This window comes from Kytococcus schroeteri, assembly GCF_002847825.1.
GTDB classification, from domain to species: domain Bacteria; phylum Actinomycetota; class Actinomycetes; order Actinomycetales; family Dermatophilaceae; genus Kytococcus; species Kytococcus schroeteri.
The window spans coordinates 45,592-57,849 of the sequence record NZ_PKIZ01000014.1 but is presented as its reverse complement, the minus strand read 5'-3'; the positions used below and the strand labels follow the sequence as shown (position 1 = coordinate 57,849).

At 76.5% G+C, this 12,258-nt stretch carries 9 protein-coding genes; 4 read left to right on the top strand and 5 right to left on the bottom strand.

The window, feature by feature from the left end; translation table 11 throughout:
* Positions 1-107: 107 nt before the first annotated feature.
* The 5 genes from tyrA to CYJ76_RS08160 form a co-directional block, all read right to left on the bottom strand.
* Entirely contained in the window at positions 108-2,126 is a 2,019-nt protein-coding gene (tyrA, locus tag CYJ76_RS08180) for a bifunctional chorismate mutase/prephenate dehydrogenase (RefSeq protein WP_101849809.1), read from the bottom strand.
* Positions 2,127-2,215: 89 nt separating this feature from the next.
* Positions 2,216-3,124, bottom strand: coding sequence for a carboxylating nicotinate-nucleotide diphosphorylase (gene nadC / locus CYJ76_RS08175; RefSeq protein WP_070705120.1), 909 nt, complete (start codon positions 3,122-3,124; stop codon positions 2,216-2,218).
* Positions 3,125-3,177: 53 nt separating this feature from the next.
* Positions 3,178-4,833, bottom strand: a complete 1,656-nt coding sequence (locus tag CYJ76_RS08170; protein ID WP_101849808.1) for an FAD-binding protein — start codon at positions 4,831-4,833, stop codon at positions 3,178-3,180.
* On the bottom strand, positions 4,830-5,879 hold the full coding sequence (gene nadA, locus CYJ76_RS08165; RefSeq protein ID WP_101849807.1) for a quinolinate synthase NadA: 1,050 nt from the start codon (positions 5,877-5,879) through the stop codon (positions 4,830-4,832). The genes CYJ76_RS08170 and nadA overlap by 4 nt, the downstream gene beginning before the upstream one ends.
* A gap of 331 nt (positions 5,880-6,210) precedes the next feature.
* The gene (locus CYJ76_RS08160; protein WP_101849824.1) at positions 6,211-7,098 is read right to left on the bottom strand and encodes an NUDIX hydrolase; all 888 of its coding nucleotides are present in this window, start codon (positions 7,096-7,098) and stop codon (positions 6,211-6,213) included.
* Between the two features lie 93 nt (positions 7,099-7,191).
* Here CYJ76_RS08160 and CYJ76_RS08155 point away from each other — a divergent pair, with 93 nt between their 5' ends.
* The 4 genes from CYJ76_RS08155 (at position 7,192) to CYJ76_RS08140 (ending at position 12,209) form a co-directional block, all read left to right on the top strand.
* On the top strand, positions 7,192-8,472 hold the full coding sequence (locus CYJ76_RS08155) for an AI-2E family transporter (protein ID WP_180802254.1): 1,281 nt from the start codon (positions 7,192-7,194) through the stop codon (positions 8,470-8,472).
* Positions 8,473-8,888: 416 nt separating this feature from the next.
* Entirely contained in the window at positions 8,889-9,842 is a 954-nt protein-coding gene (locus CYJ76_RS08150; protein WP_101849805.1) for a D-hexose-6-phosphate mutarotase, read from the top strand.
* Positions 9,839-10,900 carry an FAD-dependent oxidoreductase gene (locus CYJ76_RS08145; protein WP_180802253.1) on the top strand — a complete coding sequence of 354 codons (1,062 nt, stop codon included), beginning with the start codon at positions 9,839-9,841 and terminating at the stop codon, positions 10,898-10,900. The genes CYJ76_RS08150 and CYJ76_RS08145 overlap by 4 nt, the downstream gene beginning before the upstream one ends.
* Before the next feature lie 106 nt (positions 10,901-11,006).
* On the top strand, positions 11,007-12,209 hold the full coding sequence (locus CYJ76_RS08140; RefSeq protein ID WP_101849803.1) for a thiolase family protein: 1,203 nt from the start codon (positions 11,007-11,009) through the stop codon (positions 12,207-12,209).
* Positions 12,210-12,258: the final 49 nt, after the last annotated feature.

The following is a 12,258-nucleotide window of genomic DNA, read 5'->3' as shown; positions in this document are numbered from 1 at the left end:
TGAGGGCGTGCGGGCCCGGCGTGGCAGCACCGGGACGCGGTTCCGGGTCAGGACCCCGCCCCAGGTCAGGACCCCCGCCAACCCGGCCAGCCCCCCCGCGCGGCGGCTCAGTCCACGCGGGGGTAGCTGCCCACCAGGTGGAAGAACACCGCGTCGTCCCGCAGGTCGGCGAGCGCCGCGGCCACCGGCTCCTCGTCGGAGTGCCCGTCCACCTCCAGGTAGAACACGTACTGCCACAAGGCGCCCCGCATCGGGCGCGACTCCAGCCGCGTCATCGACACCCCGTGCCGGGCCAGCGGCTCCAGCATCGCCATGAGGGCACCGTCCCGGTCGGTGCGCGGCGGGGCCACCACCAGGCTCGTGCGGTCCCGGCCGCTCGGCGGCGGCGAGCTGTGCCCCAGCACCAGGAAGCGCGTCGTGTTCTCCGGGTCGTCCTCCACCCCGGAGCGCAGCACGTCGAGCCCGTACAGCTCCGCCGCCCCCTCGGGCCCCAGCGCCGCCACGTCGGTGACGCCCTGCGCGGCCAGCTCGGCCACCAGGCGCGCCGCCTCGGCGTTGCTGCTCACCGGCATCCGCTCCACGCCGGGCAGGTGGCGGGTCAGGTACTCCTGGCACTGCGCGAGCGCCTGGGCGTGCGCGTACACCCGGCGCACCCCCTCCACCGGGCCGCGGCCCATCAGGTGGTGCACGATCCGCAGGCTCACCTCCCCCACGGCCTGCAGCGGGCTGCGCGAGAGCAGGTCCAGCGCCCGCCCCACGGCACCCTCGGTGGAGTTCTCCACCGGCACCACGGCGTAGTCGGCCTGCCGTGCCTCCACCTCGCGCAGCACCTCCTCGAGGCTGGCCGCCGCCACCGTGTGCGCCGCACCGCCGAAGTGCCGCACCGCCGCCTGCTCGGTGAACGTGCCCGCCGGCCCCAGGTAGGCCACGGTCAGCGGCCGCTCCAGCGCCAGGCACTCGCTCATCACCTCGCGGAACACGCGGCGCACCGCGTCGTCCGGCAGCGGGCCGGGATTGCGCTCCACCAGGCGGCGCAGCACCTGGGCCTCCCGCTCGGGCCGGTAGGCCGCGCCGGTGCCCTTGAGCGTGCCGATGGCGCGGGCCTGCGCCGCCCGCTCGTTCACCAGGCGCAGCACCTCGCGGTCGATGCGGTCGATCTCGGCCCGGTGCGGGGCCAGGCGGGCGGCCAGCTCGTCGTCGTCGGCGGCCGGGCCGGTGGGCTCGTCGGGCCCGCCGGCGCGCAGGCTCTTGGCAGCCTGCAGCAGCTCGCGGCTCTCGGCCAGGAACGCCTCGGAGTGGCCCGCGAAGTACTCACGGACGGCCTCGAACTCGGCCAGGAAGCCCTCCCGGTCGCCGGCGCGGAGGCGTTCCACCACCTCGCCGAGGGTGGTGTGGAAGTGCTGCAGCAGCTCGAGGTTCGCCTCGCTGGCGGTGATGATGTCGTGGTACAGCCCGGCGTCCTGGGCGAAGAGGCGCGCCACCATCATCAGCTCGGTGCGGTAGATGGGGCTGCTCAGGGCCAGCAGCGTCTCCAGGTCGGCCCCCTCGCGGCGCAGGTCCGCGCCGTACGCGAAGGTCACGGTGTGCCGCAGCGCCTGGATGACGCCCATGAGCCGGTCGTGCTCGGCGGCGTCCACGGTCTCCACGCGGCACCCCCAGCCGGCGATGCGGTCCAGCAGCCAGGCCACGTCGCCGCGGCCCGGGGAGTGCACCACCACCTCGCCGGCGGGTGAGGCGACGTCCGGCCCGAACATGGGGTGCAGGCCCGCCACCGGCCCGGGGTGGGTGTCCAGCATCGCGGCCACGGCGGGGGCCTTCACGGACGTGAGGTCGGCCAGCACCGCGTCGGGGCGCAGCGGGGGCAGCGCCGCGACGACCTCCGGGGTGACCCGGATGGGCACCGCCACGAGCACGAGGTCGGCGGCGGCCAGCGCGGCGGCGTCCGCGGCGGGGTCACCGGTGTGGGAGGCCGCGGGCAGGCCGTCGGACCCGGGGCGGGAGGGCGCCGCGGGGTCGATGACGTGCACCAGGTCGCCCTCGCCGCGGAACCACTCCACGAAGCGGGAGCCCAGCGCACCGGCCCCTCCCACGACGACGATGCGACGGACGGTCTGCGACGGCTCCATGCGCCAGAAGTCTAGGAGGGACGCGGCGTCACCCCCTCGCGCGCATGGGGCGCCCCGCCTCAGGGCGACTCACGTGGGGCCGCCCCGCCTCAGGCCGGCTCGTCCTCCAGCGCCACGTCCAGCCACCGGGCGGAATGGGTCAGCGCCCCGGAGCTCAGCACGTCCGCGCCGGCCTCGGCGAGCGCCCGCGCCGCACCACCGGGCGCCACGCCGCCGGAGACCTCCACCACCGGCCGCAGCCCGGCACCGCGGAGCAGCGCCACGGCATCGCGCACCCGGGCGGGGCCCATGTTGTCCAGGAGCACCACGTCCACCACGGGGCGCCGCCCGGCCTCGGCGCGGGCCCGGTCGAACGCGGCCAGTTCCCCGAGCTGCTCGAGGGTGTCCACCTCCACCTCGACGCGCACCATGTGGCCCGGCGCCTCCGGACCCTCGGCGAGCCGCTCCAGCACCGCCGTCACACCGCCGGCCAGGGCGATGTGGTTGTCCTTCACCATCACCGCGTCGTGCAGCCCGAGGCGGTGGTTGGACCCGCCGCCGTGGCGCACCGCCCGCTTCTGGGCGGCCCGCAGACCGGGCACGGTCTTGCGCGTGTCCACCACCCGGGCGCCGGTGCCGGCCACCTCGTCCACGAGGCGGGCGGTGGCCGTGGCCACCCCGCTGAGCAGGCCGAGGAAGTTCAGCGCCACGCGCTCCCCGGTGACGATGCCGCGCGTGGGCCCGGTGACACGCGCCAGTGGGGTGCCGGCGGGCACACGGTCGCCGTCGGCGGCCAGCGGCTCGACCACGAGGCGGGGATCGACCTGCTCGAAGGCGGCGGCCACGAAGTCCAGCCCGGAGACGACGCCGGCCTCGCGGGCCACCACGACCGCCGCGCCGGTGGCGTCGTCCGGGACGGTGGCGCGGGCGGTGACGTCTCCGCCGGTGCCGAGGTCCTCGGCGAGGGCGGCGGCCACGAGGGCGTCGACGTCGGCCGGGCGCGGGGCGCGAACGGTCACAGCGGGTGTCGAGAGTGTGGACGATGGCGATGACGATGGCGTGGCGTGCGTGGTCATGCGACGGCTCCTGCGCGGTGGGTGGGCCGGCCCTGCTCCTCGACCCACCGGTGGCCGCCCACCGACCGCTCGCGCCGCAGGGCGGAACGCAGCACGAGGCGGGCCACCAGGGCATCGGGCCCGGGGCGGCCCTCGAGCGCGGTCAGGGCGCGGTGCACCTCGTCGCGACGGCGGGCCACGCCGGCGGCGGTGGAGAGCAGCTCGCCCACCAGCGGGTCGCGGGCGGGACCGTCCCCGAGGAGACGCTCGGTCGCCAGGGCGGCCTCTGCCGCATCGGCGGTGATGGTGCGCTCGGCCCCCACGGGCGAGCGCCACCCATCGTGCCAGGTGCCAGCCAGATCAGCCGACTGCGCGGCGCTCTCAGCCGGCTCCCCCGCGGCCGAGAGCACGTCCGCTGCGGCCGCGCGTGCGGTCACCACCCCCTCGAGCAGCGAGTTGGAGGCCAACCGATTGGCGCCGTGCAGCCCGGTGCAGGCCACCTCGCCGACGGCCCAGAGCCCCGGCACGGTCGTGCGGCCGCGGGCGTCGCTGAGCACCCCGCCCACCGTGTAGTGGGCGGCCGGGCAGACCGGCAGCGGGTCCCGACGCGGGTCCAGGCCGACCGCGGCGGCGGTGGCGGCCAGGGCGGTGAACTCCTCCAGCCCGCGCACACCGCGGCAGTCCAGCTCCACCCGCCGGCCGGCCAGGCGCTGCGCGTGCACGGCGGCGGCCACGACGTCGCGCGGGGCCACCTCGCCCACGAAGCGCTGGCCGTCGGCCCGCAGCACGGCGCCGTCGCCGCGCAGGGCCTCGGTGAGCAGCGGCAGGCGCCCGGCCGGGGGGCGGCCCGCGGCGGTTTCGGACCGGCCCACCGGGGTGTCAGTCAGGTCGAGCGCGGTGGGGTGGAACTGCACGAACTCCAGGTCGCCCAGCACGGCCCCGGCGCGGGCGGCCAGCACGATGCCGGCGCCGGCGTTGGTGGCGGGGTTGGTGCTGTCACGGAAGAGCCCGGCGAACCCGCCGGTGGCCAGCACGACGGCGGCCGCGGCCAGGTCGCGCTCGCCGGTGGCCGTGCGCACGCGCACGTCGGTGACGCGGTCCTCGCCGGTCAGCAGCCCGGTGGCCTCGCCGGCCAGGTGCGTGACGTGCCCGGCGGCAGCCACCGCATCGGCCAGGGCGGCGGCGATGACGGCGCCCGACCGGTCGCCCGCGTGCACCACCCGGTGCCGGCCGTGCCCGCCCTCGCGGCCCAGCGCCCACGGCGCGGGGTCGGCGGCGGGCTCACGACCCTCAACCTCCTCGCCCGCGGCACGGTCCCAGGCCACGCCGAGGTCGGCCAGCAGCGCCACCACCTCGGGCCCGGCGCCCACGATGCGGTCCACGGTCGCCGCGTCGCACAGCCCGGCCCCGGCGGCCAGGGTGTCCGCAGCGTGGTCGGCCGGCCGGTCGCCCGCTCCCACGGCCGCGGCGAGCCCGCCCTGCGCCAGCTCGGTGGAACCGCCCCGCCCGGGCGCCTCCGGACTCACCAGCACGCACGGCCACGGCGCGACGGACAGCGCGGCCACCATCCCGGCCACGCCGGCGCCGAGCACCACCACGGGGCGCGCGTCCCCCATCGGGCCCGGGTCCCCGGAGGCGGCCCCCGTCGCGCCCGCGCCCCTCGCGTGCGTCACGAGAGCTCCAGCATCCGCTCGACCGCCCGGCGCGCCGCCGCGGCCGTGGACTCCTCGAGCACCACCTCGGGCCCGCCGGTCTCCAGCGCGGCCCGGATGCCCGCGAGCGTGGAGCGCCGCATGTGCGGGCACAGGTTGCACGGCTGCACGTACTCGGTCTCCGGCTGGGCGGCGCGGATGTTGTCCGCCATCGAGCACTCGGTGATGAGCGCCACCTGGGCGGGCCGCTGCGTGCGCACGTAGTCGAGCATGTGCGCGGTGGACCCCGCCACGTCGGCGGCGGCGACCACGTCCGGGTGGCACTCCGGGTGCGCCACCACGGTGATGCCGGGGCGCTCGGCGCGGATCTGCTCCACGTCGGCCACGGAGAACCGCTCGTGCACCTCGCAGCGCGCCGGGTGGGTGATGACCTCCACCCCGGTGGCCTCGGCGACGTTGCGGGCCAGGTACTCGTCGGGCACGCAGATGATCTTCTCGGCCCCCAGGTGGCGCACGATCCGCTCCACGTTGCCGCTGGTGCAGCACACGTCGCTCACGGCCTTCACCGCCGCGGAGGAGTTGACGTAGGTGACCACGGGCACGCCGGGGTGGGCGGCGCGCAGGGCCAGCACGTCCTCGGGGGTGATGCCGTCGGCCAGCGAGCAGCCGGCCCCCGCATCGGGCACGAGCACGGTCTTGCCGGGGTTGAGCAGCTTGGCGGTCTCGGCCATGAACGGCACGCCCGCCAGCACGATGGTGGAGGCCTCCACCTCCTGCGCCATGCGGGCCAGCGCCAGGGAGTCGCCCACCAGGTCGGCGACGCCGTGGAAGATCTCGGGGGTCTGGTAGTTGTGCGCCAGCACCACGGCGTCGCGGGTGCGCTTGAGCTCCTTGATGGCCACCACGTCCTGCGCGAAGGTCGCCCACTCGGCCTCGGGCACCACGTGGCGCACGCGGTCGTACTCCTCGCGCGTGGCCTCGATGGCGGCCGCGACGTCGAGCAGCTCGGCCTCCGTGGCGCGGTGGCGCACCCGCGGGGTGGCCAGGTGGGTGGTGGTGGCGGTCATGTCGGCCCCTTGTGTTCAGAGTGAGTACATGCTCAGAGCGAGCACAAGGGTAGGTCATGCGGAGGGATGCTCGTGACCCGCGCCACAGGGTGGTGCCGGCGGGGGCCGCACGCGCACCCGGCGCACGCGACACCTCACACAGCGCGCCCCGGTGCACGCGAAACCTCACGCGGCGCGCGAAACGTGCCCGCCGCTCGGGAAACGCCGCGTGCGGGCAGCACCTTTCCCGTGCGCGGTGAGGTGTCGCGTGCGCAGAGCCCCCACCTCACGCGAGGGGAGGCCACCCGACGCTCCGCGCCGTGACGCCCACTGCCCGCCGGGCGCCGGCCGCTCAGCGCACCTTCGGCCGCGGCAGCTTGGTGCCCCCGTGGCGACGCTCGGCGTGCACGGACCGCCGGAACCGGTACAGCTGCGCCGGGCGACCCCCGGTGTCGCGGCTGGTGCGCCCCGTCGGCTCCACCAGCTCGGCCTGCTGCAGCACCAGCCGGCGGAAGTTCGGCTTGTGCACCTCCTGCCCGGCCAGCGCCTCCACCGTGGCCTGCAGCTGCCCCAGGGTGAACTCCTCGGCCATCAGCTCGAAGATCAGCGGCCGGTACTGCAGCGTGGAGCGCAGCCGCGCCAACCCCGTGGCCAGGATGCGCCGGTGGTCGTGCACCATCACCGCCCCGGTGGCCGCCACGGCATCGTCACGCGAGCCCGCCCCGGCACCCGCCGACTCGCGCACCAGCCCGGCCTCCCACAGCAGCTCGTAGCGCTGCAACGCCAGCTCCGGCGCCCACGGCTGCCCGTCCAGCCCGAAGGTGTGCGCCACCCGCGCCACGGCGTCCTCGTCCCCCTCGGCCCAGGTGCGCAGTGCCCGCTCCACCGCCGGCGCCAGCCCCGCGACACCGCGCCGGTCCTCCCAGGGCAGCAGGTCGTACACCTCCAGCCACCGCGGTGAGGGGGTGCTCCGCGTCAGGCCGAGGTAGCTGATCGCCACCGTGCGCCCCTGCCCCGCCGGCTCCCGGTCGGCAAAGGTGTACAGCTGCTCCACGTAGCCCAGCTCCACCCCGCCCTGCTCGGCCACCCACGCGCGCACCCCCGCCTGCAGCGAGCGGTGTGCCGGCTCCAGCGGCCCGTGGGGCAGGGCGTCGGGCTCGGTGGCCCCCAGCACCACGGGCGTGTCGTCACGCACCCCGATGACGACGGCGACGAGCTCGGCGGCGACGAGGGAGGACACGCCGCCATTCCAGCACGCGGCCCCGCCGGGCAGGCGCCGCGCCCCCCCGCCACCACCCGGGCGGGCAGCGCCTCCCTGCGTACCCTCGACCCCGTGAGCACAGACACCACCCCCGCACGCACCGCCACCCCGGAGCGCCGCCCCGGCACCGGCGTCGGCCACGGCCCCGTCCCCGCCCTCGTGGGCCTGGCCGCCCTCGTCGTCCTGGGCGTCGGCATCCGCTCCCAGGCCAGCCTGCTCGGGCCCATGTTCCTGGCCCTCACGCTGGTCATCACGGCCTACCCGATGGTGACCTGGCTGCGCCGCCACAAGGTGCCCGGGTGGCTGGCCACCCTGGCCTCGCTGGTGACCATCTACGCGGTGCTCGTGGCCATCGCGTGGTCGATGGTGTGGTCGGTGCTGCGCCTGGTGGAGGTCATGCCGGAGTACCTCGAGCAGGGGCAGGACCTCTACCGCCAGACCATCCAGCAGCTCGCCACCTTCGGCGTGGACGAGGCGCAGCTCAAGGAGATGACCTCCAAGATCGAGCCGGGCCAGGTGGCCGGCGTGGTGCAGGGCGTGGCCGGGCAGCTCTCCAGTGGGCTCTCGCTGCTGACGTTGCTCGCCATCGGCCTGATCTTCCTCGTGCTCGACACCGGCTCCATGCCCGACCGCATGCGCGTCATCGCCCGCGAGCGCCCCGAGGCGGCCGAGGCCCTGGGGGACTTCGCCCGGCGGGTGCGCTCCTACTGGGTGGTGACCACGGTGTTCGGTCTGCTCGTGGCCCTGGTGGACGTGGGCTTTCTGTGGCTGATGGGCATCCCGCTGGCCATCACCTGGGGCGTGTTCAGCTTCGTCACCAACTACATCCCCAACGTGGGCTTCGTGCTGGGCCTCGTCCCGCCCGCGCTCATCGCCCTGCTGGAGAAGGGCCCGATGGCCGCAGTGATCGTGGCCGTGGGCTACTGGGTCATCAACTTCGTGTTCCAGACCATCATCCAGCCGCGCGTCACCGGCGACATGGTGGGCCTCAACGCCACGGTCATCTTCGTCTCGCTGATCCTGTGGGCCTACCTGCTGGGTCCGCTGGGGGCACTGGTGGCGGTGCCGGCCACCATCCTGGTCAAGGCCGCGCTCATCGACCACGTGCCGGGCAACCGGTGGATGGCGGCACTGGTGGGCGAGAACCCGCGCCCGGAGGAGCAGGACGAGGACACCCCGGACTCCCGCGACACCGACCACCTGCACGACCACGAGGGCGAGCCCGTCACCTCCACGCAGGGCCGGTCGGGGCTCGAGGGGGAGCGCACGCCCGAGGGGGCCGCGGCGGGCTCCGCGCGCAGTGCTGCTCCGGCCGCGGACGGGGCGCACCGCGTCGAGGACGAGCGCGGCTGAGGCCACACCCGCGCGAGCCACGCACGAGGCGGGCCGCACAGCACGGGCCGCACACAACGCAAGGGGCCGGAGTTCCGAAGAACTCCGGCCCCTTGCCGGCTCGTCAGACGCCCTCTGCGTGTCCCATCAAATTCGCCGTCAGAGCTGTCTGCCACGGGGAGATCCCGGCCCCTGTGGCATGTCACCCATCCTGAGGGGCGATCCGCCGGATCTCCCAGCCCTGCCGAACTTCTGGGGAAAACCTTTACCCGGCACGTCGTGCGCGGGCACTCGGCGGGGCCGGCTGGGCCGCCGGTCGCGTGCTCGGAACCTCTCGCCGCGCGGGAACTCCCGAGCACGCGAGCGCCGCCCCCGCACCGTCGGCCCCACCACGCAGGCGCACCCGTCGGCCCCACCACCTTGCCTACGCTGGCCGCATGAGCGACACGCCCGCCGCCTCGCCCACCGCGCACCTCGTCACGCTGCCGCCCGGCATCGCCCTGGAGCCCAGCGGATCGGGAGCCGGCGAGCTCGTGGCCCGCACCGCCGCCTGCACCCTACGCCTCGACCTCCAGGGCGCCCACCTGCTCTCGTTCACCCCCGCCGGCGGCCGCGACCTGCTGTGGACCAGCCCCGACGCCGTCCGCGCACCCGGCCAGGCGATCCGCGGCGGGGTGCCGGTCTGCGCACCATGGTTCGCCACGGGCCCCGACGGCCACCACACCCCCAAGCACGGCCCGGCCCGCACCCAGCCGTGGCAGCCCACCTCGGTCGACGTGGCCCCCGACGGCACCGTCCGCCTGGGCCTGACCACCACCGCCGATGGCGTGGACCTGCACCTGGACGTCACGGCCGGGGCCGCCCTGCGGATGGCACTCACCCTCGCCCTGCCCGACGGCGCCGCACCGCGCACCGTGGAGGCCGCGCTGCACACCTACCTGGCCGTGAGCGCCGTGGCCGACTGCACGCTCGCCGGTCTGGACGGCGCCGGCGTGGTGGACACGCTCACCGGCGGGGTCACCACGCAGTCCGGCGACCTGCGCACCGAGGGCGCCATCGACCGCATCCACCGCACCGCCGGGCCGGTGCACCTCACCGACGCCCACCGCACCGTGGCCGTCACCACGCAGGGCGCCCGCGACACGGTGGTGTGGAGCCCCGGCGCGGAGGGGGCCCGCACCATGACCGACGTGCCGGACGCCGGATGGGACGGGTTCCTCTGCGTGGAGGCGGCGTGCATCGGCGATCGCGGCGACGGCACCGACCACGCGGTGCACCTGCAGCCCGGGGCCTCGCACGTGCTGACAGCCACCTACGCGGTGGAGCCACGCGACGGCGCGGACGGTGTCGGCGCGGCCACCCACGAGACCGGCCACGGGGCCGCCCGATGACGGGGCGTCGCCTCACGCGGGTGCCGCTGCGCGCCCCGGACGCCGACGTCGTGGTGGTGGGCTCCGGCGTGGCGGGGCTGGCCGCCGCGGCCCGGTTGACCACAGCGGGCCGCCTGGTGCGGGTGCTGGAGGCGGGCCCGGTGGCCGGGGGCCGGGTGGGTTCGGCGCTGCACGACGGCTTCGCGGTGGACGAGGGCCTGCACCTGCTCGACGCCGCGGCGGCGTGGCCGACCGACCTGGTGGACCCGGCCGCGCTCGACCTGCGCCCGCTCGACCCCACCGAGGGCCTCGTGGACGGGCAGGACGCCCCGGTGCGCCTGGGCGATGACGCGGTGCCCGCCACCGGCCCGCTCGCCGCCGGGATCTCCCGCCCCGCGGCCCCGGCCCTGCCCGCGCACGGCCTGGTGGCCCTCACGGTGCAGCTCACGGCGCACCTGGACTCCCCCGTGGTGACCGGCGCCCACGTGGAGGTGGTGCGGTGGCACGGCGGGTCCTGGCAGGTGGTCGGCGACCACGGCACGTGGACCACCGGTCAGGTCGTGCTCGCGGTGCCGCCCGAGGAGGCCACGCACCTGCTGCACGGCACCCGCATCGAGCACGAGCTGGCGCACCCGGAGTGGCTCGGGACGACCACGTGGTGGCTGGCGCCCGAGGCCGCGCCGAGCCCCTCGCGCTCCCTGCGGGTGGACGCCCGTCGCGCGCCCGGCCCGGTGGCGGCCACCGTGGTGGTGACCAACGTGGCGCCGGGGTACTCCGAGGACGGGCGCGCCCTGGTGGCGGCGACGGTGCCGCACCGCGGGGGACGCCCCGTGGCCGGCGAGGCGGCCGTGCGCGCGCACCTCTCGGAGCTGTGGGGGACGGCGGCGTTCGACTGGCCCGTGGTCGCCCGCCAGGACCACCCGCGCGCCGTGCCCGTGCCCGTGCCCACGCCCGATGCGGCCGGCCCCCTCGCGCTCGAGCTCGCCCCCGGCCTCGTGCTGGCCGGCGACCACCTCGCCCCGGGAGTCACCGGCGCCCTGGCCTCTGGGGACGCGGCGGCGCGGGTCCTGCTGGCGTGACCGACGTCGCGTGACCGGCGTCGCGTGACCGGCGTCACGCCGACCCGGCCCGTGTAGCACCATGGGCGCGTCCCGCCGCCCCGCCCCACGAGCACCAGGAGCGCCCATGACCCAGCTCGAGCCCGCCTACCTCTACGACGCCGTGCGCACGCCCTTCGCCAAGCTCGGCGGCGCCCTGGCCACGGTGCGCCCGGACGACCTGGCCGCCACCGTGGTCCGCGCGATGGTGGAGCGCTCCCCGCAGCTGGACCCGGCCCGCATCGACGAGGTGGTCTTCGGCGCCGCCAACCAGGCCGGGGAGGACAACCGCAACGTGGCGCGCATGGCCACCCTGCTGGCCGGGCTGCCGGTGAGCGTGCCGGGCTCCACCGTCAACCGCCTGTGCGGCTCCTCCCTGGACGCCGCGATGGTGGCCAGCCGCACCGTCGAGACCGGGGACGCCGACCTGGTGCTGGTGGGCGGCGTGGAGTCCATGAGCCGAGCCCCGTGGGTGGTGGCCAAGCCGGAGCGCGCATTCCCCGCCGGCAACGCCGAGATGGCCTCCACCACCCTGGGCTGGCGCCTGGTGAACCCCGCCATGCCGGCCGAGTGGACCGCCAGCCTGGGCGAGTGCAACGAGCAGGTGGCCGACGAGCTGGGCACCACCCGTGAGCAGATGGACGCCTTTGCCGCCCGCTCCCACCAGCTGGCCGCCGCGGCGTGGGAGGACGGCTTCTACGCCGACTGGACGTGCGCGGTGCCCGGCGTCGACGCGGCGGACCTGCCCCGCGACGAGACGGTGCGCCCGGGCTCGTCGGTGGAGTCGCTGGCCGGGCTCAAGCCGTCCTTCCGCCGCGACGGGCGCATCACCGCCGGCAACGCCTCCCCGCTCACCGACGGGGCGGCCGCGGTGCTGCTCGGCTCGGCCGGGGCGGCCGAGGGGCTGGGCCGCGAGCCGATGGCGCGCATCGCCGGGCGCGGGGCGCACGCGCTGGAGCCGCAGCGCTTCGGCCTGGCACCGGTGGAGGCGGCGAACAAGGCCCTGGCGAGGGCCGGCATCGGCTGGGGCGAGGTGGGGCTGGTGGAGCTCAACGAGGCCTTCGCCGTGCAGTCGCTGGCGTGCGTGGACGCGTGGGGCATCGACCCCGGCATCGTCAACACGCGCGGTGGTGCCATCGCCATCGGGCACCCGCTGGGAGCCTCGGGGGCGCGCATCCTGGGCACCCTGGCCGCCGCGATGCGGGCCGACGGCGTGCGCTGGGGCGTGGCCGCCATCTGCATCGGAGTGGGCCAGGCGCTGGCGGTGGTGCTGGAGAACGAGGGCGCCTGAGCCGCCGGGCGGGGTGCGCACCGGGCCGGCGGGGTGCGCACCGGGCGGG